At 61.1% G+C, this 23,884-nt stretch carries 17 protein-coding genes; 10 read left to right on the forward strand and 7 right to left on the reverse strand.

All coding sequences use genetic code 11. The annotated features are described in order from the left end of the window. The first annotated feature begins 130 nt into the window (after positions 1-130). The gene (locus tag BV034_RS23235) at positions 131-583 is read left to right on the forward strand and encodes a cupin domain-containing protein (protein ID WP_050029358.1); all 453 of its coding nucleotides are present in this window, start codon (positions 131-133) and stop codon (positions 581-583) included. Between the two features lie 179 nt (positions 584-762). Here BV034_RS23235 and BV034_RS23240 read toward each other — a convergent pair whose 3' ends face one another. Next, positions 763-2,193, reverse strand: coding sequence for a sulfatase-like hydrolase/transferase (locus tag BV034_RS23240; RefSeq protein ID WP_081888053.1), 1,431 nt, complete (start codon positions 2,191-2,193; stop codon positions 763-765). Positions 2,194-2,281: 88 nt separating this feature from the next. Between BV034_RS23240 and BV034_RS23245 the strand changes: the two genes are divergently transcribed. The 8 genes from BV034_RS23245 (at position 2,282) to BV034_RS23280 (ending at position 16,449) form a co-directional block, all read left to right on the forward strand. Continuing rightward, positions 2,282-3,250, forward strand: a complete 969-nt coding sequence (locus BV034_RS23245; RefSeq protein ID WP_050029360.1) for a ThuA domain-containing protein — start codon at positions 2,282-2,284, stop codon at positions 3,248-3,250. 234 nt (positions 3,251-3,484) lie between these two features. Beyond that, a complete protein-coding gene (locus BV034_RS23250) occupies positions 3,485-5,203 on the forward strand; it encodes an endonuclease/exonuclease/phosphatase family protein (RefSeq protein WP_265593371.1) in 1,719 nt (572 codons plus the stop codon). 71 nt (positions 5,204-5,274) lie between these two features. Then, positions 5,275-6,501, forward strand: coding sequence for a hypothetical protein (locus BV034_RS23255; protein WP_265593372.1), 1,227 nt, complete (start codon positions 5,275-5,277; stop codon positions 6,499-6,501). Positions 6,502-6,614: 113 nt separating this feature from the next. Then, positions 6,615-7,481 (forward strand): alpha/beta hydrolase, encoded by an 867-nt coding sequence (locus tag BV034_RS23260; protein ID WP_050029362.1) that lies wholly within the window; start codon positions 6,615-6,617, stop codon positions 7,479-7,481. A gap of 53 nt (positions 7,482-7,534) precedes the next feature. After that, positions 7,535-8,500 (forward strand): DUF4886 domain-containing protein, encoded by a 966-nt coding sequence (locus BV034_RS23265; RefSeq protein ID WP_063768878.1) that lies wholly within the window; start codon positions 7,535-7,537, stop codon positions 8,498-8,500. 723 nt (positions 8,501-9,223) lie between these two features. Beyond that, a complete protein-coding gene (locus BV034_RS23270; protein WP_050029363.1) occupies positions 9,224-11,164 on the forward strand; it encodes an acetylxylan esterase in 1,941 nt (646 codons plus the stop codon). 727 nt (positions 11,165-11,891) lie between these two features. Beyond that, a complete protein-coding gene (locus BV034_RS23275) occupies positions 11,892-14,996 on the forward strand; it encodes a DUF1592 domain-containing protein (protein WP_050029364.1) in 3,105 nt (1,034 codons plus the stop codon). A gap of 91 nt (positions 14,997-15,087) precedes the next feature. After that, positions 15,088-16,449 carry a DUF1552 domain-containing protein gene (locus BV034_RS23280; protein ID WP_050029365.1) on the forward strand — a complete coding sequence of 454 codons (1,362 nt, stop codon included), beginning with the start codon at positions 15,088-15,090 and terminating at the stop codon, positions 16,447-16,449. A gap of 120 nt (positions 16,450-16,569) precedes the next feature. On the opposite strand, the gene BV034_RS23285 is transcribed toward BV034_RS23280, so the two are convergent. Beyond that, a complete protein-coding gene (locus tag BV034_RS23285; protein WP_265593373.1) occupies positions 16,570-17,781 on the reverse strand; it encodes an MFS transporter in 1,212 nt (403 codons plus the stop codon). 102 nt (positions 17,782-17,883) lie between these two features. Between BV034_RS23285 and BV034_RS23290 the strand changes: the two genes are divergently transcribed. Then, the gene (locus tag BV034_RS23290; RefSeq protein ID WP_050029366.1) at positions 17,884-18,819 is read left to right on the forward strand and encodes a LysR substrate-binding domain-containing protein; all 936 of its coding nucleotides are present in this window, start codon (positions 17,884-17,886) and stop codon (positions 18,817-18,819) included. Between the two features lie 67 nt (positions 18,820-18,886). On the opposite strand, the gene BV034_RS23295 is transcribed toward BV034_RS23290, so the two are convergent. From BV034_RS23295 to BV034_RS23315, 5 genes are all read right to left on the reverse strand, one after another. Further along, positions 18,887-19,717, reverse strand: a complete 831-nt coding sequence (locus tag BV034_RS23295; RefSeq protein ID WP_050029367.1) for a sugar phosphate isomerase/epimerase family protein — start codon at positions 19,715-19,717, stop codon at positions 18,887-18,889. After that, positions 19,659-21,131, reverse strand: a complete 1,473-nt coding sequence (locus tag BV034_RS36365; protein ID WP_050029368.1) for a hypothetical protein — start codon at positions 21,129-21,131, stop codon at positions 19,659-19,661. The genes BV034_RS23295 and BV034_RS36365 overlap by 59 nt, the downstream gene beginning before the upstream one ends. Before the next feature lie 225 nt (positions 21,132-21,356). Further along, the gene (locus tag BV034_RS23305) at positions 21,357-22,562 is read right to left on the reverse strand and encodes an MFS transporter (protein ID WP_050029369.1); all 1,206 of its coding nucleotides are present in this window, start codon (positions 22,560-22,562) and stop codon (positions 21,357-21,359) included. A 91-nt stretch (positions 22,563-22,653) separates the two neighbouring features. Further along, the gene (locus BV034_RS23310; RefSeq protein WP_050029370.1) at positions 22,654-23,145 is read right to left on the reverse strand and encodes a DUF2059 domain-containing protein; all 492 of its coding nucleotides are present in this window, start codon (positions 23,143-23,145) and stop codon (positions 22,654-22,656) included. Positions 23,146-23,287: 142 nt separating this feature from the next. Beyond that, complete coding sequence (locus tag BV034_RS23315; protein ID WP_050029371.1) at positions 23,288-23,830, reverse strand: DUF2059 domain-containing protein; 543 nt, start codon at positions 23,828-23,830, stop codon at positions 23,288-23,290. Between the last annotated feature and the right edge of the window lie 54 nt (positions 23,831-23,884).

Consider the following 23,884-nt stretch of genomic DNA (forward strand, 5'->3'; position numbering starts at 1 on the left):
TGATCGGATTGATGTGCCCTCCTGTCGCCTGAATGTGGATTTTAGAAAGGTGGATGTGTTTGCAGGACGTAGTTTTGGCTCTCAACTACCATTTTGCACTGGCGAATTCCATCCCCTCTTTCCCACGACCATGTCCAACGCTGACTCCGCCCCCGCCCCTGCTCCACAAGACATCGCCTCCCGCCGTTTCGTGACCGCCACAGAGAAGGTTGACTTCGTCTCCCCTTGGACTCTGGAGGAGTGGCTGTGCCGGAACGACATCGTGAACAACCAGGAACTGCTCATGGTGCGGGCTAACATGGAGCCGTTTCACTCCCACCCCTTTCACACGCACCCAACACGGGAAGAGATCATCTACATCGTCTCCGGCCGGGCCGAGCAATGGGTGGGCAAGGAAAAGCGCATCCTCGGCCCCGGTGAAATCGCCTTCATCCCCAAGGGAGAAGTTCATGGCACCTACAACCCTTTCAACGAGCGCCTTGTCTTCCTGGCCATTCTCTCCCCGGCCAAGGCCGACGAACCCGGCATCGTGGATGTGAGCAACGAAGAACCCTGGAAATCCCTCCGTCCGGAGACGGCATAGGGAGAAGCTTTTTAGACAGAACTAATGGAATTAACAGAATTGGGATCCCCGGAGATTCAATTCAATCTCCTCGAACCCGCGCCAGCCTGAATTCCAATTTTGTAAATTCTGTTACTTCTGTCCAAATCAAAGCTCCCCTCAGTCATCCTGTTAATCTGTTAAAAATCTTGTCAATCCTGTCACTTCTTTGTCGCCGCCCCCTGGCTCTCAAAATCGAATTCAAGCGGCTTCGGGTGCTCCGTCCTCAACACCTGGGTGTCCCCGTTCTCCTTCTGTAATTTCTCCAGCAGAGTCCGCATTCGGTCGATTTCTTCCGCATGCCCCGGCTCCTGCGCCAGGTCCCTGGTCTCCGCCGGATCTGACTTCAGATCATAGAGCTGCATCTTGTTCACCTGTGGATACACGATCAACTTCCACTGATCATCCCGCACGGCCCGCTGCACTTTCCGATAGCCCGTCATGATCGCCTGCCGGCGAGTGGTTTCCTCGCCTTTGAGCACCGGTACCAGACTGAGTCCTTCGCTTCCTTCGGGAGCATTCACTCCCGCCAGTTCCCCCAGAGTGGGATAGACATCCAGCAGGTAGCAGAGAGACGCCCGCTTCTCCCCTTTTGGCACACCCGGTCCTGCCAGGATCAGGGGCGAGTGCATGGAGTGGTCGTAAAGGCTCTGTTTCCCCATCAGCCCGTGACTGCCGATTGCCAGTCCGTGGTCGCTGCTGAAGACGATGATCGTTTTTTCATCCTGGCCGGTTGCTCGAAGGGCCTCCAAAATTCTGCCAATCTGCGAGTCCATAAACATGATCGCCGCATAGTAGTCCGCCAGCTCCTGCCGGATCACCGCCTCAGTGCGCGGCCAGGGGGCAAGCTTCTCATCCCGCACCGTCATTTCACCATTGTTGAAAGGGTGCACGGGCAGGAAATTTTCCGGCACCGGCGGCTTGCTGGCGTTGGTCCGTTCATGCCACTCTACCGGGGCCTTCCGGGGATCATGAGGCGCATTAAAAGCCACGTAGCAGAGCCAGGGTTGAGCAGCCTGCTTTTGTGCCTGGACAAAGTCCACCGCCTTGTCGGCAAAGAGCTCCACGCAGTGCTTCTCCACTGTGCGCCGGTTCACAAACTGCCTCGGCCCGCCCTGCTCCGGAGAAGCCATGTCCTGCACGGGGATCGCATCTGGATTGCCCATTCCTCCAAGGAAAACCGCCTTCCCGTCCTGGAACATCCGCAGCGCAGAGGGAGCTCCATTGTGCCACTTTCCTGTCATGAACGTCCGGTAGCCAGCGGAGGCAAAGCTCTCCGGCCAGGTGGGCACACCTTTGAGTTGCTCCTGCACGCGATAGAGCGTGCGCCCACTCATCAACATCGCCCGGGAGGGCACACAGACCGCCCCTTGATTGGAACCCATGCAGTAGGCGCGGGTAAAGGTGGTGCCCTCCATGACCAGACGGTCCAGATTGGGCGTCTGCAAGTGAGTGTTGCCCAAGGCGGCAATCGTGTCCGCCCGTTGATCGTCGCTGAACAGGAACAGCACATTGGGCCGTTCGGCTGCCGTCAGGGCCGCGGTCAATACCATTGCCATCCACACGGCAGCGAACCAGAAAAAACACTTCATCAGACCCTCCTAAACGCGCGCCACCCGGCCAGCTGTCATGTAAATTTTTTCCTTCGCCAAACGCGCCCCAACCGTGTATTCCCGGAGAATGTTCAAGAAACTCATCGCACCACTCACGCTGCTAGCCGTCGTGGCGGCCATGGCGTTCTCCGCCACCACGCCGCCGAAGCGCAAGATCCTCTTCTTCACCAAATCCAGCGGATTCGAGCACTCCGTCATCTCCTGGAAAAAAGGCCAGCCCAGCTACGCGGAAGGCGTGCTCACCGAACTCGGCAAAAAGAACAACTGGGAGTTCACCTACTCCAAAGACGGCTCCCTCTTCAGCAAGGACTATCTGGCCCAGTTCGACGCCGTCTTTTTCTACACCACCGGCGACCTCACCACGCCCGGCACCGACGGCCAGCCCGCCATGACGCCCGAGGGCAAGCAGGCGCTCTTCGACTACGTGCGCAGCGGCAAAGGTTTCATCGGCTCCCACTCGGCCAGCGACACCTTCCACACCGACAACGAATCCAAAAAGGGTCCGGAGCGCTTCCTCAACCACGGCGACAAGGCGGACCCGTATGTGCGTTTCCTCGGTGCCGAGTTCATCAAGCACGGTGCCCAGCAACCGGCCAAGATCACTGTGACCAATCCCAAGTTCCCTGGCTTTGAGAACGTGGGCAAGGAGTACAGCTTCCCCGAGGAATGGTATTCGCTGAAAGATTTCACGCCAGACATCCACGTGCTGAGCACAATCGACTCCCCCTCCATGAAGGGCGATGAATACAAGCGTCCCGCCTTTCCGATCACCTGGGCCCGCAAGGAAGGTGAAGGCCGCGTCTGGTACACCGCCATGGGCCACCGCGAAGACGTCTGGACCAACCCCATCTTTCAGGACATCCTGATCGGCGGAATCAAGTGGGCACTGGGTGATGTGAAGGCCGATGTGCCGCCGAATCTCAAAGAAACGGCACCCGAAGCTCACGTAAACCCTCCCTACGTAGAGCCCAAGCCCCCGGCACCCAAGCCAGCCAAGCCCGCCGCCCCTGCGCCGGCCGCTGAGAAGAAACCGTAAAGGCTGGTCAAGCCAGTCCGGCCCATTTACTGGAGCCCAACGTCGGTCTGCCCCTGGCAGATGACGTTGGGTTTTTTGTTGCCGGAAGGTTCGGGTTATTGCATCAAACCTGACCCCCCACCCACCACCCCTTTCGCACAAAAAAAGTTCGCTGAAATGCCTCCATTCCCATGTCATGGTCGTATTTCTGCTTGCCCACAGCTTTCCGCCTCCTATGGATGCGGGTTCGTCCCCATGCCCCCCGCCCCTGGAACAGCCCTCCCCCGGCCCCATGTCAGCACTCCCATGCTCGCCGCAGGGGGACTGCTGTTGCTCGCCTGGGCTGGCACCGGCTGCTCCACCGTCCCGCAGAAAAATGCTGCCCGGACCACGCCGGTCACACGCCAGGGTGCTGTAACTTTTCCGTCGGACATCCAGCGCCGACTGGTCCCCCGCCAGACGCCAGACTTTCTCACTCACGGTGAGCTCGTGGCGTTGAGCAAGGACCCGGTTCCAAAGGGAGCCACTTCCCAAAAATTGGAACGCTTTTGGCGCACCCCAATTGTCAGCAACGAGGCCTATCTTTCCGGCCGACGTCCCCATGTGCAGAGCACCCCTGCTCTCGGTCCGGTACTGAGAGTGGCGACGTGGAACATCGAGAAATCGCTCAACATCACCCAGGTGGCGACGGCTCTGACATCCCCAGCCGCCTACACCGCGATGATCAACGAGAAGCGTGCCCCGGCCGGTTCTCGCTTGCGGGAGGAGATGCTGCACCAGCGCCAGCGTCTGGCCAGCGCGGACATTGTGTTCCTTCAGGAGATGGACATTGGGGTGAACCGCTCCGGCTATGTGGACGCCGCCCGCACCCTTGCCCAGGCGATGGGTATGAACTACGCCTACGCCCCGCAGGCGCTGGAGATTGATCCCGTGCTTCTCGGTCAAGAGCCCCGGCCTGACAGCCCGGCAGGCAAGCCAAAGTATCACAGCGTGGACCCGGCCCGATACAAGGGAGTGTTTGGCTCCGCGATCCTCTCACGCTACCCGATTGTGAAGGTCGAGGCCTTTCAGCTCAAGACCCAGCCCTACGACTGGTACAAGGACGAACAAAAACGCGCCGACATTGCCGAGCATGGCCGCCGCGTTGGCTCGGCGCTGGTCTTCGACAACGACATCACTCGCGAGCTCAAGGTGGGCGGTCGCAACTTCTTCCGCGTGGATGTGGCGGTGCCCGGCGCTCCTGGAGGAGTTGTTTCCTTGATCAACAACCACCTGGAGATCAAAACGCTGCCGAAGCATCGTGAGGCCCAGATGGTGGAGATCCTGGGCTACATCAAGAGCATTCCGCATCCCGTGATCATGGCTGGAGACCACAACTCCGCGCCCAATGACGTGAGTCCCACCTCTGTGGAGCGGGTGATCTGGCGTCAGATCGACACCCCAGCCAGCTTTGTCTCCACCGCATCCAACGTTTCCGGCCTGGTCTGGGGCACGGTCATACCACTGTACCGGGAGCGTGGAGTGGTGAATGCGATGAAGAACTTCCAGAGCCCCCTGGCTCCGAATGTTCCCATCCTCTTCCCCAATCGCGTGGTGGGCCTCTTCAACCGTGTGAAGGAGTTCCGCTTTGATGATGGGAGCACCTTTGATTTTCGCGGCGACAGGGAGCGCTCGATCAATCGCCGCAAAGGCCTGCTGGCCAACAGCAACGACCGTCGCCTGAAGGGCCAGGTCACCAGCTTCAGCGTCCGTCGTCCCATCGGCCCGCTGGGACGCTACCGGCTGGATTGGTTCTTCGTGAAGTCCAGCCTGCTTCAGGATCCGCGTGACAAGAAAGGCCCATACCAGTTTGCCCCGCACTACGGCGAGACGCTGGCGGAGTTCAATGAGCATCTGAGCAAGCAATTTTCCGATCATCGCCCGCTGGTAGTGGATCTTCCGCTCAACGAGCCCGCACTGGATCACGAGGGATAGACCAGCCCTTCGGATATCACAGGGAGCCCTTGGTTTCCCGCAAGGCTTCGGCATGAGCTGCCGTCTTGTGCATGGTTGCCTTTCCTCACGCCATGTCCGCCCTGCTCTCCGCACGCCCCCTGGTTGCCGCGCTGCTCCTCTGTGGCAGCGCTCTCCTGCCCGCCCAATCCAACCCGGCGGACGATCCGCTCGCCCCCTGGCGAACAGGCGTGCGCATCCGCCCCGTTTCTCCCGACAAGGAGCGCCACACCGTCCATTCCTATTTCAACACCTGCCCGGAGAGTCCTGATGGTAGCAAAGTGCTCTTCTTTGTCTCGACCGCTCCGGATGGTCACTCCGGGGAGGTGTGGATCCGCGACCGCAAGACCGGCGAGGAACGCAGACTCGGCAATCCACTGAAAGCTGAGGACGCCCACCGCGTCGCCTGCCAGCAGTGGGTGAACGGCGGGCGCACCGTCACCTACCATGGAGAGCGTGATGGCCGGTGGTTCGTCGCTGCCGTGAATGTGGACGACTCCCCTCCCGTGGAACGCATCCTGGCCCAAGATCGTCTCAGTGGCTGGGGCCAGCCGCAGGGCCAGGTGGTCCCCCTCTATGGCCAACACTGGAATCCCGGCCCACACCGCAACCTCGAACTGGTGAACGTGGTCACCGGGGAAATCACCACCGCGCTGAAGGTGGAAGACGTGACCCGGCAATATCCGGAATGGTTCTCCAAAGCCTATGCTGGCAAGGAAGTGTCCATCTTTTTTCCGGTACTGAGTCCGAAGCTTGACCGGGTGTTTTTCAAGATGGCTGCCGCCAGTGGCCCAGACCCGCGCAGCGGCGCTGCCAGCGTGCGCCAGGGCCTCATTTGCTACGACTTGAAGAACCAGCGCTTCCTCTACCAAAACGAACGCTGGGGCCACCCCTCCTGGCATCCCGACGATCGCCACATCGTGGAGACGGCTTTCACCATCTTCGACAGTGACAATGGCAAAGCAACGCGTACTCCGGGGCTGCCCGCGGCCCGGGGAGATCACCCGTCCGCCAGCCCGGATGGGCGCCTTCTCGTCACCGATACGACGATGGACCGGTTTGGAAGCGACTCCAACCACTGGGGCATCATCCTGGCCGACGCACGCGGTGGCCAGCACCTCATGCTCCATCAGTTTAAGAACGACGAAGGTGCCCGTTCCTGGAGGCGCTCCCACCCCCATCCGATTTTCAGCCCAGACGGCAAGCGCATCTACTTCAACATCAGTGAGGGCCCTTGGACCCGTCTTTACGTGGCGGAGATCACATCAGCGCAGCCCTGATGCCGACGGCGGCAGGGGCAACTGGATGATTTGGCGAAATTTCGCCCTGCTCCTGCGCGTCTCCTTAGCCCGCCCTGCTCCTGCGATGCGCAGCACGGTGCGCGTCTCCAGCCATGATTCACCCATCCCCTCTTCCCTTCGCAGCCGCCCTTCTCGGCCTGCTGCTCACTGGTGCCACCTGCCTTTCTGCAGAGGAGCCCCCCGTGCCCCCCCAGCTCAACCTCCGCTACAAGGAGAGCAGCCCCGCCCTCACGGACTATGAAACTACCCGCTGCAAGCTGGACCTCTACGCCCCCGCCGGCGCCAAGGAGCCTCTCCCGGTGATCGTCTGGTTCCATGGCGGTGGCATCACTGGTGGCGACAAGGGAAGCAAGGACACCGCGGCCGTGGTCACCCGCATGGCACAGGATGGCTTTTTGGTGGCCTCCGTAAATTACCGCCTGAGCCCCAAGGCCACCTACCCCGCCTATCTGGAAGACGCTGCCGCCGCCGTGGCCTGGGTGCTGAAGAACGCCGCCGCTCATGGGGGTGATCCTAAGAAAATCTTCGTCGCGGGACACTCCGCCGGCGGTTACCTTACCACCATGCTCGCGCTGGATGAACGCTATCTGGGCAAGCACAACCTCAAGCCAGAGGACATCCGCGGATACATTCCGGTCGCAGGCCAGATGATCACCCACGCCGCGGTCCGTGCTGAACGTGGCATCGCCAAGACCACGATGATCGTGGACGAGGCCGCGCCGCTCTATCATGTCCGCAAAGACATTCCTCCCATGCTCATCCTCTATGCGGAGAAGGACATGCTCCTGCGGGCCGAAGAAAATCGCTTCTTTGCCGAGGCTCTCACCGCCGCAGGCTGCAAGAACTTCCAGATCCAGCAGGTGGACGGCCACGACCACGGCGGCGTGGGCAACCGCATGGCAGACCCCAACGACTCCGGCCGCGCCATGATGGTCAAGTTCATCAAGGAGCACCTGTAATCTCTTTTCACTACCTACCTCTTACCGCTCACCACTTACCAGTCACCGCTCCCATGCTCCGTCGCGCCATTCTCCTCCTCCCTTTCCTCGCCCTCTTTGCCCCACTGCTTCTCGCAGAAGAGGCGGCACCGTCCACCGTCAAGCTGCTCACGGTCGGCAATAGTTTTTCCGCGAATGCCACCAAGCATCTGCCCGGCCTGGCCAAAGCCGCGGGCAAGAACTTGATCCACACGCCGCTGGTTATCGGCGGTGCCAGCATGCAAGTGCATCTGGACAAGGCCAAGCTGCACGAAGCTAATCCCGCTGATCCAAAAGGACTCTACACGAACAAGCGCGGCCTGAAGGAATGGCTCGCCGCCGAACAATGGGATGTCGTCACCATTCAGATGGCCAGCGTCAAGAGCCATGACATTGCCAACTACCGGCCCTCCGCCAGCGAGTTGCGCGACTACATCAAGAAGTTCGCCCCCAAGTCCGAGATCGTGGTGCACCAAACATGGGCCTACCGGGTGGATGATCCCCGTTTCACCAAGCCCACCGGCCAACCCGGCGAACCTGCCACCCAGGAAGCCATGTACCAAGGGCTCACCAGCGCCTACAACACCATCGCTCAGGAACTCGGCGGACTTCGCATCATCCCCACCGGCGATGCCTTTCACATTGCCGACAATGATCCCCAATGGCAGTTCCAGCCAGACACCGTCTTCAATCCCAAAGCTGCCAAGCAGGGCGAACTGCCCAATCAGAAGCACTCCCTGCACATGGGCTGGCAGTGGAAAAAGGGCAAGGATGGCAAGACCACCCTGGCCATGGACGGCCATCATGCGAACATCGCCGGTGAGTATCTCGGTGGCTGCTGCTTTTTTGAAGTCCTCTTCAAGCAAAGCTGTGTGGGCAACACCTATGTGCCAAAAGGCCTGACTGCCGAAGACGCGCGCTATCTTCAGGAGACAGCGCACAAAGCCGTGGCCGCAAGAGGCATCGAGACGACAGCCGTCAAAGCCGCCGCGGTGAAGTAATCAGGAGATTCACTCATTCGGGCGTGGGCGGTCGATGCCCCCCACGCCCTTTTTGTGTTCATCAGGCTTGTCGCTCTGGTGTCGCAAGCCGATCCAGCCTAGCGAACTTCTCACTCCCCACCTCCTCCACCTGGCGGCGTCCCGATGCATCGGGACTTCGGGACTGTGGTGAGCATCACCGCTTTGGTGCCCTTTGTGATTTCCTCTTACCCTTTGCTGCCCAGCAGAGCCCATCTCCCACGCACCACATCCCCCGTCACACACCCCGACCATTCCACAACCATCACTAAACCCTTCTCCCTCTTCCTTTTTCCTTATCCCTCTCCCAGTACTTTTATACCCAATTCCCACCCATCTCTGACCGGCTCGGTCTCAACAGGATAGATCTCCTTAACCTGTCTGGTAGTGATGCATCCGCCTCGCACGCGCACTCCTGCGCCGTTCGCTTACAGATTTCTGCTTCATCACCCTCCAATTCCCCGCCCCATGGCCGATTCCCCTTCCCCCTCCCACTCATCCCCCGAAGCCACCCCGGATTCTCCGCGACGTGAGTTTTTGCGGCGGGCAAGCCTCGGCCTTGTTGGCTTGCCTTTTGCCCCAGCTTTTTTGAGTACGGCCCCGGGTGCCAGAATTCTCGCCGCAGCGCCTGCAGCTACTCCCGCCCCCGTCACCACCACAGCCGCGGCTTCCCCAGCACTGGCTCCGCTCAATCGCTTTCCACGCATGATGCAGGAATGGCTGGTGAACCAGGTGCGCACGATCGAATCCCAACAGAACGAGAAACGGGCCGCCCTCAAAACTCAAGCCGATGCTGAAGCCTATGTCGCGTCTGTGCGTGAGCGCATTCGCACCTGCTTCGGGCCTGAGCCGGAAAAGAGTCCACTCAACGCCAAGGTCACCCGAACTGTAGAACGTGACACCTACCGCATTGAGAACGTCATCTTCGAAAGCCGCCCCGGCCTCTTCGTCACAGGAAACCTCTACGTGCCCCTCGGTCGCACGGGAAAAATGCCCGGCGTTATCGGGGTCTGCGGACACTCTCTCAACGGCAAAGCAGCCGACGCCTACCAGAGCTTTGCCCAAGGACTCGCCCGCCTTGGCTATGTTTGCTTCATCATTGATCCCATTGGCCAGGGTGAGCGCTTCCAGTATCTGGCCGAGGGCACGTTGAAGTCCCGGTTCAGCCCTGGCGTGAGCGAACACATCCAATCCGGCAATCAACAGGCACTGGTGGGCGAGTTCCTCGGTGCATGGTTTGCCTGGGATGGCATTCGCGCTCTGGACTACCTGCTCACCCGCCCTGAAGTCGATCCCAAGCAAATCGGCCTCACGGGCAATTCCGGTGGCGGCACCCAGACGACGTGGATCTGCGGACTGGACCCACGCTTCACCATGGCCGCACCAGCCTGCTTCGTCACCACCTTCCGCCGCAACGCGGAGAACGAGCTGCCCGCCGACACGGAGCAATGCCCGCCAGCCGCCCTGGCTCTCGGCCTGGACCACAGTGATTTCCTCGCTGCCATGGCCCCCAAGCCCGTCGTCATCGTGGCGCAGGAGAAGGACTTTTTCGACGTACGAGGCAGCATGGAGGCCTATGAACGCCTCAAGCACCTCTACGCTCTGCTGGGCAAGCCGGAAAACATTCAGCTCCACATCGGATCAGACTACCACGGCTATTCCCGGGAGAACCGCGAAGCCATGTACCGCTTCTTCAACAAGGTGACGGGCGCGTCTGCCGTCACGAGCGAGCCCGACCTCGTCATCGAAAAGGACGAGACGCTCTGGTGCACCACAAGCGGGCAGATCAGCGAGTTAAAGCCTCGAACCGTCGCTTCGCTCACTGCCGAAACCGCAAAACAACTCGCCACCACCCGCCCCCGCCTGACTGGAGCCAAACTCGTGGAGGCCGTCAAGAGCACGCTCAAACTCACTGCAGAGGCACTCGGCACCACCGTGCCTGACTACCGCATTCTCCGCCCATCCAGCGGACGCAAATATCCCGCCAAGGGCAGCAGCACCTATGCGGTGGAAACCGTGCCCGGCATCCAGGCGCTCGTCACCCGGCTTTATGACGCCTCGCTTGTCTCCCGCCCTCCACAAGGCGGCAGCAAGGCCGTCCTCTACGTCGCCCACCGCTCCGCCGACGCCGAGCTCCGCTCAGAACCTCTCGTGGCAGAACTTGTGACCAGCGCCGCAGACATTGCGGTCTATGCCTGCGACGTGCGCGGCGTTGGCGAATCTCTGCCTGACACCTGCGGCGCAGATCAGTTCCTGAAACCCTACGGCAGCGATTATTTCCTCGCCGCCCACTCGATCATGCTGGACCGCCCCTACCTCGGCCAGAAGGTCGGCGACCTCCTCCGGGTCATTGCCTGGCTCAAGGCCCAGGGGCATCAAGACATCCACCTCGCCGGACGCGGCTGGGGGGCACTTGCAGCTGCTTTCGCCGCTCTTCTCTCCCCTGCGGTGACTCAGGTCACCTTGAAAAATGCTTTGGAATCATTCGAAGGCGTCGCCACCACAGAGGACTACAAGTGGCCCTACGCGGCGCTGCTTCCCGGAGTGTTGAAGCAATTCGACCTGCCCGACGTCTACGCAGCCCTTCAAGGTAAGAAACTGGAGAACCTCGAGCCTTGGGGTGCCATGGACGGGATGGGAGCTTAGGACCGCCTCAGCGATCTGCCTCCGATGGAGGAGGCAGATTCCATCGCCAAGTCACTCATCATCTTCTCCGTCTGGCGGCGCAGCCGCTTTGGGACTGCGGTGAGAATCACCGCTTTGGCTACGACTTGCGACGGCCCACCGCCGTAGCTGCCCTCACCGGAACCCAACGCCTTCGATCGCCCCCATTGTCACTTTGGTTCACACAGGACTCCCGAAAGCGGCGATTCTCGCCGCAGTCCCAAAGATGCTTCGCATCCAGGTGGAGTTGCTCAGGAGGTAAAGGGCACCAGAAGCCTGCCTTCGATGTCACGAGAATGTGACAGGCGACCACCGCCCACTTCGCTCCCATACCGACGGGGACCGTCGGACTGAGCCAGCGTCGGGAGTAGTCCGGTTGTCCCAACCGGGTCAAGCGCCGCACGGATGCACGCCCATACTGCCGGTCCAGATGTTCTCAGGCAGGAGGTCGCACTGAGCGCCAACGCCTCGTCCCTCCACAATTCCCGTCCAAAATCGGCCGGATTTGTCCTTTTCTATGGGACCGCTCCACTCGCCGCTTAATTGCTTGCAAATCGAAACATCACCTCTGAAACACCCCCTACCTCAAGACGTATTCTTCCACCGCATTCACCAGCGCTTCCTCACTGAACCCGCCCTGGCCTGACTGCCTTCCTCGTCTTCCCGTGTTCCCCCAAATGCGGCAGGACGTTCAGATGACTCGCCCCCAATGATTGCTCCGTCCTGGAATCCGCTCCGCCCCACCGCACCCCGCTCCAAATTCTCCTCCCTGCTCCGCCCCCGCCTCTCGATGGCGCTGGCAGTGCTGGGTGCCAGCGCCAGTCCCATCGGTCTGGCAGGAGCCGCTGAACCGTCCGCCACAGCCAATTGGGAAAAGGACATTCGCCCCCTCTTCACCCAGTATTGCTATGACTGCCACGGCGGCAAGAAGACGAAGGGCGGCGTGAATCTCAAGACCTTGGACGCAGATCCCAAGGTGGGCACCGAGTTCGAACTCTGGAAGAAGGTTAAGGACTCCATGCATGGCGCAGAGATGCCGCCGGAGGATGATCCCCAACCGAAACCCGAGGAAAAGGCCCGTCTCATGGCGTGGCTGAACCACTCGCTTGAGGCTGCGGCGCTGGCCAATGCAGGCGATCCCGGCGTGGTGACGATCCGTCGGCTCACCAATGCCGAATACGACAATACGATTCGCGACCTCACTGGCCAGGACTACAAGCTTGCCAAGGAATTCCTGCCCGACGGCGGGGGCGGCGAAGGCTTCTCAAATGTGGGCGACGTGCTCTTTGTCAGCCCGCAGCAGCTCGACAAGTACCTCGCGGCAGCCCGACATCTGGCAGATCATGCCAGCATCCTGCCCGGGCGGGGCATCAGCTTCCAGAGTCAACGCGTCGGCCTGCGCGGACCGGAGCAGATCCGGGATCAGGCGGAGCAGTCGCTCTACGTCTGGTACCAGAAGATGGCGGCCCCCTACCTGCCCAAGGATGGGGACGACATGCGCGAAGGCGACTACATGCTTGCCTGCTGGAGGTTCAAACATCGCGAGCAGACCGGAGCTACCACCCTGGAGGCACTGGCCAAAGAGGCCGGTCTCTTCCCCGCCTTTCTGGAGAACTGGTGGACGATGCTCAACAACGACAAGAGCAACTCTCGGTTCCTGGACATCACGCGCAATGCCTGGAAGGACTTGCCTGGCCCAGATGCGGCCAAGCCCCAGGAAGTGCCCTCAGGGGTCCGCGAGAAGATCCTCGCCATTCAGGCAGAGCGTCGCTCGTGGTGGGACCCCAAGCGCCCCGGCACGGGCGTGCAACGCATGCAGCAGGATGCCGACGGATTGCGCCCCTATGGCTTCGTTCGTGATGTAACCGGGCACAGGGAAGTGAAGCTCGTCGCCGGAGATCTCGGCGACGGCAATCGCGGGGACTGGGTCCATTTCACGGAGCTGATGGTGACCCGTGGCAAGAAGACAGAACCCTACCTCGTGTGGCTGCGCCGCCAGATGGATGTGGACCGTAAGGCCCTCCAGAATCCGGGAGCCGATGCCGCCGCACTGAACCAACGTATCGCCACGGGTGAGAAGGTGCTGGCCCAGTTTGGCAAGAACCCTTTGGGTCCTGCCGTCAATGCCGACACGCTCGTCGTGCAGGCCCCCCAGGTGATTCCCCTCCCCCTGCCGGAGGATGCCACCCTTTTCCGCGGCAAGGGCAGACTGGTGCTTGAGGGCCCAGACAGCGACTTCGCCACCATGCAATGGACGGCCGTAGTCGGCAATGCCCCCGACCCGCAGGAGATTCTCCCAGGCGTGCTCACCCTCTGGAAACGCCAGACGGAAGCCGCCCGCAACACCATGGTGGACTTCAGCCGGATGAAGACCGCCTTCCCCGACGAATACCTGCGCCGGATGGAAGAAGTCTCGCGCAACTTCCAACGCGGCGGCAAAGGCCCGGGCGTGTACTACCTGAGTGATGTGCAGCTCGCCTCCCTCATCTCTCCCCAGGAGAAGGACCGCATGACCCGCATGCTCACCGACTGGAGGTTGGTGCGCTCTCTCAAGCCCAATCCCAAAGACCTGAATGAATGGGACGAGAATCTCAAGGGCCACCTGCTGCACTTTGCCAAGAAAGCCTGGCGTCGCCCGCTCACGGATGGTGACAAGCAACAGATCACGCAGCTCTATGGTGATGCCCGGGCCCGCGACCTGGATCGCGAGTCTGCTGCTCGCGAGGTCCTGGTGCGCATCTTCATCTCCCCGGATTTCGTGTTCAAGCTGGAGGAGGCCAATGAGCCGGGCGAGCACCCGGTGAAGCCGTGGGAGCTGGCCACCCGGTTGAGTTATTTTCTGTGGTCTTCCGTCCCAGACGCGCGACTCACTCAGACCTCCGCGGATGGCAGCCTGCTCAAGAAGGAAACCCTTGCCGCGGAAGTACAGCGCCTGCTGCGTGATCCGCGAGCCCGCGCCCTGGCAGACGAGTTCGCCGGCCAGTGGCTGTCCTTCAACGGCTTCTCCAAGCACAGCACCGTGGACGGCGGGAAGTTTCCCGAGTTCACCCCTGAACTGCGGGCCGACCTCTACCGCGAGACGTCGGAGTTCTTCGCCTACCTCATTCGTGAAGATCGTCCGGTAAAGGAAATTATCCTCGCGGACTACACCTTCCTTAACGAACGCCTCGCCAAGCACTACGGCGTCCCGAATGTCACCGGGAGTGAGTTCAAAAAGGTGGCCGTCGGCCCCTACCAGCGGGGCGGCATCCTCGGCATGGGCAGCATTCTCACGAAGACCTCCTATCCCCAGCGCACCAGCCCGGTGCTGCGCGGAGACTGGCTGCTGCACGCGGTGCTGGGCGCCCCCACTCCGCCTCCTCCGCCGGATGTACCGCAGCTTGACGACAGTGCTGCCAAGGCCACCACGCTCCGCCAGAGATTGGAGGCGCACCGCGCTGACAAGGCCTGTGCTTCCTGCCATGACAAGATCGACCCCCTGGGCTTCGCGCTGGAGGGCTATGACGCCATCGGCCGTCTGCGCACTCAGGACGATGGAGGCCAGCCCATTGATGACTCCGCCCAGGTCAAGGGCGGTGCCGCATTCAAGGGCCTGACGGGTTTGAGGGAATATCTCAGCTCCCGCGAAGACGAATTCAACGCTGTGTTCTGCCGCAAGCTCGTGGGCTATGCCCTGGGGCGCAATGTCCTGCCCTCAGACAAGCCTCTCCTCGCATCCATGCAGGAGGAAATGAAGAAGTCCGGTGGCCGGTTCTCTGCTGCGGTCCTCACCCTGGTGCAGAGTCGCCAGTTCCAGCACCGCCGGAATGAATAACCGCCCTCTTGTGTTGCGTAATAGTCTATAACCGCATCGCCGTCCTTTTCCCCCGCTAAAAAAGCCCATCCCTGCACACGAACCTGTCTCCATGAGCTCCTTCAACACCCGCCCCGTCAGCCGTTCCTCCGGATTGTCCCGCCGCCACTTCCTGCGTGGAGCAGGCGTCGCCCTTGGCCTTCCCTGGCTGGAATCCATGAACGCCTGGGGCAGCGCCACCCCTTCAGCCAAGGGAGCCCCGCGCCGGTTTGCCGCCATGTTCATGGGCAACGGCGTGAACCCTCACCACTGGGGCGCTACAAATGGCCCCGGCGGCATGGAGTTGATGAAGACTCTCAGCCCGCTGGAGCCGGTGAAGGACAAGCTCCTTGTCTTCAAAGGCCTTTGGAACCCCACTACGGTAGCTGGCCCCGGCGGCCACTACCCGAAGATGAACGTACTTTCCGGTCTGACCGTGAAACAAACCACCACGGATGTGCAGGTCGGCACGACCATGGACCAGCTCATGGCCCAAGAGTTGGGCAGAAACACCCCCGTCTCCAGCATCGTTCTGGGCACAGAAGGCCCCAAGTACAGCACGGACAGCGGCTACACCTCCATCTACTCCGCCTACATCTCCTGGAGCAGTCCCACGGCACCCGCGCCCAAGGAAATCTATCCCCAACAGGCCTTCGACCAGCTCTTTGACGACGGCTCCAAGCGCAAGCGCGACAAGAGCGTCCTCGACCTCGTGCTGGGCGACGCCAACAGCCTGCGCAACAAAGTAAGCCGTCGCGATGCCCTGAAGCTTGACGAATACTTCACCTCCGTTCGCGAATTGGAACAGCGGATCGAGAAGGCCGACGCCTTCAGCAAGAAGGAAACCGACGGCAACGGCTGGTCCCCTGCCATCAAGGCCCCCACCTTTGCCCGCCCCGCCGCAGGCATCCCTTCTGACGTGCGCGATCACCTGCGGCTCCAGCTGGATATCATGGTGCTGGCCCTGCAGATGGACCGCACCCGCATCGCCACCATGATGCTCAACAACGACCTTTCCCAGATGAACTTCGGTTTCCTGGGCGGCATCAAGGGAGGCCAGCATGAACTCTCCCACCACGCCAACGATCCGGAACGCCTGGCCATGTACCAGAAGGTGAACGAGTACCACATGCAGCTCATGTGCGAGACCCTCCAGAAGATGGATGCCACCAACGAAGGCGAACGCTCCCTGCTGGACAACAGCATGATCCTCTTCTGCTCCAGCCTCTGGGACGGCAACGCCCACGACTCCCGCCAGCTCCCCGTGCTCCTCGCCGGCGGCGGTGGCGGCACCATCCGCGGCGGTCGCATGCTCGACTACAGCCAGAACGAGAACCGCAAGCTCTGCCGTCTGCACCTCTCCGTCATGGAACGCATGGGCATGAAGATGCACAAGTTTGGCGACGCCGACTCTGCTTTGCCAGAGCTGGCGTAGAGCCAGTGGGCAGGAGGCGGCAGGCATGTGACACAGCCGTCCCGGCTGTGAGTCCCCCAGGCGCCCCGCCCATCTGCCCCCTCCTCTATTCCCAATCCTGTTAGTCCTTCAGAAATCTTGTTAATCCTGTCTCAAAGGCGTCCGCTGCCGCCCATCCATCTTCCAGCTCCATAGCGCCAACCCCACGCCCCCGGCAGCCACAATGGCCGCCGCCACCGGCACCGCCTGATACCCGCTCAGCGCCACGCCAGCCCCGCGTTCAATGATCACGCCGCCCATCCAGGCGCCGATGGCATTACCGAGATTGAAAGCGCCAATGTTCAGGCTGGAGGCCAGGGTCTGACCGCCACCCGCTTTCTGCAATACCCGTAGTTGCAACGGAGCCACCGTGGCAAACGCCCCCACCCCCAGCAGCCCCACGAAGATCACCACCCCCACCTTGCTGTGCATCGCCACGGTCATCCCTGCCAGGACCAGGGCCAGAAAGACGAGCGTGCCCACCATGGTGGCCATGAGCTTGCGGTCCGCCAGCTTGCCACCCACGTAGTTTCCCAAGACCATCCCTCCGCCAAAGGCGAAAAGAATGGGTGACACCAGCTCTTGAGCGAACCCCGTCACCCTGGTGAGGATGGGTTCGATGTAAGTAAACACCGCAAACACCCCCGCCCAGCCCAGCACGGTGATGAGGAGGCCCAGCAGCACTTGCGGGCGCAGCACGGCGGCCAGCTCCTCTTTCATCATTCCCGCCCGCTCACCCGTCTGCTGCTGCCGGGGCACCAGGAGCGCGATCACGGCAAAGCCCACCACACCAATCACGCTCACCGCCCAGAAGGTGGATCGCCAGCCAAATTCATGCCCCAGCCAGGCTCCAGCGGGCACACCCAACAGGGTGGCCACGGTCAGTCCTGTGAACATGACCGAGATGGCGGACGCCTTGCGATCCTCCGACACCAATCCGGTGGCGACCACCGCGCCCACGCCAAAGAAGGTGCCGTGCATGAGCGCCGTGATCACCCGCGCCACCATCAGCACCGTGTAGTTTGGCGCCAGAGCGCAGACCACGTTGCCCACAATGAATAGCAACATCAGCCCCATGAGCACCGCCTTGCGCGGCAGCCGGCTGGTCAGAATGGTCAGGACCGGAGCCCCGACAAACACCCCTAGGGCGTACCCGCTGATGAGCAGACCGGCAGCCGCAATCGAGACCTGAAGATCCGTCGCCACCTGCAGGAGCAATCCCATGATGACAAACTCGGTGGTGCCAATGCCAAAGGCCCCCACCGTGAGTGCATAAAGTGCGGGCGGCAGGCCTGCTCTGGCACGCGTAGTCACTGGGTCGGAAGGGTTCAATGAGGTCGAAGTTGGGACTTGCATAGTTCCATCCTCGGCTGCTTGATTGATTCATCCATTCTCTTGATCCAATCGTTTCGATAGATGACATCGATCAAAGACAGCCCCACCGAACTCCGGCACCTGCGCTACTTTCTGGCCGTGGCGGCAGCCGGGAACTATCACCGGGCAGCGGAACGACTCCACGTCTCCCAACCCACCTTGTCCCACCAGATCAAGCAGCTGGAGGGACAGATGGGCACCCCGCTCTTCGATCGTCTCAGCCGGACGGTGCGACTCACGGCCGCAGGGGAAATCCTGCAAACCCGTGCCATCACCATCATGCGCGAGCTGGACGATGCGCGACGGGAAATCGCCGAGCTACAGACGATGGAAAGCGGGCAACTCCGGGTAGGCATCGTCTCCACCGTCAACGTCGCGGTCGTACCTGAAGCCGTAAGCGCATTCCGCAATCGTCACCCCAAGGTGACCGTTTCCGTTCGCGAAATGCCCATGGAGAGTCTGGAAGCAGAAGTCCTCGCAGGGAAGCTTGACCTGGGCATCAGCTTCATCTCCGCCAAGAACCACCCCCATCTCGATACCGAACCACTCTTCGTCGAACAACTCGTCGCCGTACTGCCCGGCAATCATCCGCTGGACCGGCAGCGCAAGATTCTTCTCTCCGAGATGCTGGCCCAGCCCCTCGTGCTGCTCAGCCATGGTTTTTGCACCCGTGAGCTCGTGGTGGAAAGTGTGGCACTCCAGCAGCTTGACCACCGTCTCCACCCAGCAGTGGAGATGAACTCCATCGAAGGAGTTCTTTCCACGATCCGTCAGACAGACATGGTCACCCTGCTCCCAGAATCTGCCGTACAGTGGGACAAACACCCCGATCTCCGGGTCCGTCGCCTCGCCGACAAACCCGAAGCCCTCTCCTACCGCCGCGTCGGCCTCATCTGGGTCAGCGGCGGGCACCGCACCGCCGCCGCCCGAGCCTTCGCCGAAGAAGTACGGGGAGGGTTGGTGAGTGGCAGTCGGTAAATGGAAATGGAGGTATCAACCTCGATCCCCGATCTTGTAAATCTGTCAGAAATCTTGTTAATCCTGTCTACAGCTTCCTCTCCTGGTCCCGCAAATACCTCCGGGCCTTTCGCGCCGCGGCCATCACCTCATGCGGCTCTCCCCTGCCCGCAATCTCCAGCATGATGGAGCCCTGAAAGCCGCTGTCGTCAAGTTTCCTCAGGACGTTCACCCAGTCGATATGACCCTCTCCAGGCGGCAGGTGGTCATCATGATGCCCGGCATTGTCACTGGCGTGCATCATCTTCAGATAGCCTGCCAGCTTGTGCATGGCGCTGTCCAGGTTGCGTGCCAGATAAGCGTGACCGGTGTCCAGACACACCCCCACATGCGTGGTCGTCATGGCCCCCAGGATCCACATCATGTCTGGAATGTTGCCGAAGAGGAGATGGGATAGTTTGTTCTCCAGCACACACAGCACGCCCAACTCCTGGCAACGGGTGGCGATGGTACTGAGGGAGCGGGCCACGTGCTCAAGCCGCCACCACCGCTCATCCCCCGTGGGATACAGCGCGTGCTCAGGTCCGGGATGGATCACAAAATGCCGTGCGCGTAGCACGGCGGCGGCTTCCGCGGCCACCAGCACTTCCTTCACCCCTTGCTCACGTCGTTGTGCGTCGAGGGAGGTGATGTCGATGTGATCGGCGAAGGGGGCGTGGAACGAATACGCCTCAATCCCGATACTCGCCATCCTCTCCGCAGCCCGGTGCACTGCGCCGGTGTCGTGATAGTTCAAGTGCGCAGGAAACGAGCAGATCTCCACGAGGTTGAACCCTCCGGATCCGATCGTTTCCAGACAGTCAAAGATGCTCCTCTGGTAGAAACAGCCCGTGGAAAGGCCGATGGCCCAGTCTCTCATGTTGCCTCCTATGTAAAAGTGATTCTCGGAACCGCCGGATATCATGGCCGCAATCTGCCACCAGGCAGAGATTCTCCTCCTGGGCAGAGCGGCAGTTGAAGTCCACCAGGTCATCCACCCCGGTGGCAAAGAGCCCGCTGAAGAGCCGGGCATAAAAGTCGGCGCGTGTGGCGGGGTCGCACAGGTACCACTGCTCTCCCCACTCATGGTGTTCACGCTCATACTTGGAGCGGATGAGTCCTCCGATATGCCTTGGATGCCAGCCCAGGGCCAGCATCACCCTCACCACCCTTTCTGCACAAGCCGGCCGCAGCAACAGGTCGTTGGGCTTCTCCAGGATGAGGCGCACACATGGCGGCACCTCAGAGAGATCTGTGCGGTCATACGTCTCCGGCCATCTGTCTGCCGGATCATGCTCGCCCTCATAGAACCAGTCGTGAAATTTCCTCAACCGCGAGGCCGCATAGTCCGTCACCAGACGATCCATCGCTTCCGAGGCATCCGGAATACGGGTGGAAGAGCGCTCCGCCAGCCGGTTCACCTTGTCCACCTCCCGCATCATCTGCAGAGCCCGCCCCAGCCGCACCCCGGCCGGCATGGGAATGCTGAAGATGGGTGGCATGCGGTCCACCGCCTCCGTGCCCAGCTTCCACGTCTGCTGACGTGGTTTTAGGTAAACACTGAACGGCACCCGGACTGCCCTTGCAATGAGCGGATCCGCATACTCCGTGATGTCCACCGACACCATCTCACGACCGTGATCATCCGCGCCCACTTCTATCGCGGCCATCTCCACCGGGATCTCGCTCTCCCCCGCCGCCACGGTCTTCACCTGGTGGGCCAGATACTCAATCACCAGCCCCAGACCGGCAAAGGCCCGCCCTAGTTCCGGTTCCACGAGTTCACCAGTGGGTGCCGGAGATGTTTCATAGAGCCGTTCGAGCGTGTTGGAGAGCCGGCCAAAGCCGACCAGCTTCTGAAACACCTCGCTGTCCCGGTGCACCTGCCACACGAAATGGTGACCCCGCCCGGTCAGCAAATGCAGCGGACGGATGCCGTAGGAGAAGAGGATGTCCTTCACCGCACGCTGCACGGGCTGTTGCAGGGAGAAGCCGCGGTCGGGATCGAGGTAAATCTCCCCGGGCCGGTCGAAGTTCACGTACTCAATATCCAGATGGGCAATGAGGTATTCGTGATCCCAGAGTGAACGATTGATCTCTGATCCGTCGTCCAGCCAGCGCGGCAATTCCTTGAGCGGATAGCGTCGACGGTACATCGACTCCGACTCCGTACCCGGGGCAAAGTACACGGCTGTGCCCCCATCAGGGAACCGCCCGCCGAGAAACTCCCCGATCCGGCGTTGAATGGCGTCCCCTGCGTAAAAGCCGCGACGCTGTTGAACGTTGAGTTCCATGGCCAGGACAAAGGGCGATCAATCCACTGAACGAATGCAATCTTCTCCACAGGGTGAGGCACCACAACGGGCTCACCCTCTGCCACAAAGATCGTTCATCCAGCTGGATTCGGCCTTGCGAACTTGCGCGCACCCTTTGCGACCGGGCCCCCAGAGGATGCGGTCACTCCCGCGTCATTCTCAGACGCTGCGAACAGAAGTGCTTTGTCTTCCCCGAGGCCCCCGCTACGCCACCGCCTTCACCCGGGAGGCGAGCACCACACTCGCCAGACTGGCCGCGATCGCGATCCATCCCAGCGTGGGAAAGTGGAGAAGCTTGCCAGTCAGGGCGTCCTTTACCACGATGTGGCCGCCTAGCATGGAAGCTGCCCCGGCCGAGAGGTCCCGTACGCTGCTGTTCAAGCTCATAAAGCTGCCCCGCAGACGCGCCGGCACCGCCGAGGTCACGATGGCCTGGCCAGGGATGAAACGCCCGCCACCAAACACGAAAAAGAGCGCCGCCACCAACATGATGACCGCCAGATGAGACGGCCCCTGATTGGCGATGAGATACACCGGCACAAGAGCTCCCAAGATCATGATGGCAAACATTTTCAGCCGGCCATGCCGATCCGCCATACGCCCAACCACCGGGGAGGTCACGAAACTTGCGATACCGCCCGCCAGGTAGAAGTAAGACAGGTCCTTCTCTGCCAGACCCGCATTGGCCACCATGCTGGGACTCAGGAAGGGAATGATGATGAAGTGCCCGAAAATCATCACCATCATGAAACCCAGCGCCGTGAGGGTGTTGCGATTCGTCAGAAGCTCAAACAGGCCCGCAATGGCCTGCTTCGTGTGCTGGCCTGCGGCAGCCAAGTGCCCCCGTAGACTGGGAAAACGCAACAGCGTCACCAGCCACACCACCGATCCCAAGGCCACCACAATAAGGAACGGAGCATGCCAGCTCCAGGTCGCCGCCAACCAGAGCCCGACCGGCACCCCCAGGATGGAGGCGAGCGCAAAGGAGGACATGATGATGCCCATGGCCGAAGCCCGACGTTCCAGTGGCACGATGTCGCCCACGACCGTCAAGACCATCGCCCCGGACACGCCGCCGAAGGCTCCGCTCACGATGCGGGCCATGAGGAGTGTCTCGTAGGTGGGCGATAAGGCACAAGCCAACGTCCCCAGCAGGAAACCGGCATAGCAAAACAGCAGGGCTGCCTTCCGGTCAAAACGATCCACTAGAAATGCCCCCAGCAGACCGGCCACCGCCGCACTGAAAGTGTAGGAAGCCACCAAGTTGCTGAACTGGTGAGGCTGGATCTGGAACAGTCTCATCAACTGCGGCCCCAGCGGCATCATGACCATGAAGTCCAGGATGTGGGTGAACTGGACGGCAGCGAGGAGGAGCAGCAGGGGGCGCTCCGGAAGCGGGGGTTTGGGCATACTGAGAAGTTTGCGAGAGGAATGCGTGTAGGATGTACGCCTCCCCCCGCTTCTGGGTACCGGGCTTTTTTGTTACCCGGTGGCCTCACGCTCAGGGATTTCCCGACGGAGTGTGTTTTTTAAAGAAGGGCTCCAGGCGGGCCCGCAGCTTGTCCTGCTTGGCCTGGCCCTCAGCCATACCCATTTGGGCACCTTTCTTCATCAACTGGGGGAGCGCCGTGAGGGACTTGCGGCCCAAGGGGCTTTCGTAGAAGGCGGTCAGTCCAGTGAGCTCCTCCTCAGTAAAGTTCTCCGCATAGAGCTTGATGGTCTCGGTGAAGATCTTGGCGTGGTCGAAGTCCTCCATGAACCATGCGCGGAAGATGCCTTCCAGTTCCTTGGAGTCCGTCGGATTGAGCTTCATCTTTTCCGACATGTTGTTGATCATCGGCATCATCGCCTCGAAGCCGCTCGACATCTGAGCCTTCAGATCAATGACGTCCGCCAGCTTCTCCGCAGCCTTCAGAGCACCCGGCGTGGGCTCTTGTCCCTTTACAGAGGTGAATGCGAGCACAACGGCAACGAGCGGAAGCAGCATTTTCATAAGCATGAGAGCGCCCCAGTTGGCACCGGGGCGGGAAGGATGAGGGTGAAACGCGAATGGGCGGAAAAAATTCCGCGCTCATCTTGCGGTTGCCAGCCCTAGCCTGACAAGCATTGTTTGCCGAGAATCAGCCTGTCCCTTCTCAGTTCTTCCCACGCTGGCCAGCCTTGGGCTCCAAGGCCAGACTCACTTTCTCGGTGAAGAGGCGATCCAGCCGCACTTTCAGCTGCTCCTGTTTGGCCCGGCTCTCTGCTGCTGCCATGACCACACTTCGTTTCATGAGCTCCGGCATGACGGTGAGGGCCTTACGCCCCGCCGGTGTGGTGTAGAACTCGGCCAAAACGATCAGTTCTTCCTCCGTGAAGGTGCTCGCGTAGAGCTTCACGGTCTCTGCCAGAATCTTGGCGTGGTCGAAGTCCTCCAGATACCACTGGCGGAAGGTGCTCTCCAGAGCGGTGCGCTCGTCCGGAGCAAGCATCATGCTGTCCGCCATACCTTTGATCATGGGCATGAGAGCCTCAAAGCCGCCTCCCATCTGCCCCTTCAGATTCATCACCTCCGCCAGCCGGTCGGCCGCCTTGAGGCTTCCCGCTGGAGGATTGACCTCTTGCGCGGCAGGCACCTGCGCCATGCCTACTCCTGCAAATCCTACCAACGCAGCGATGACGAACAGAAGCTTTCTCATGATCTGGACAAAGAGCTAGAGACGAGTGCGGGCAGGGCTCGCATAAGAAATTGG

Origin of the sequence: Verrucomicrobium sp. BvORR034, assembly GCF_000739635.1 — a bacterium.
GTDB lineage: Bacteria > Verrucomicrobiota > Verrucomicrobiia > Verrucomicrobiales > Verrucomicrobiaceae > Verrucomicrobium.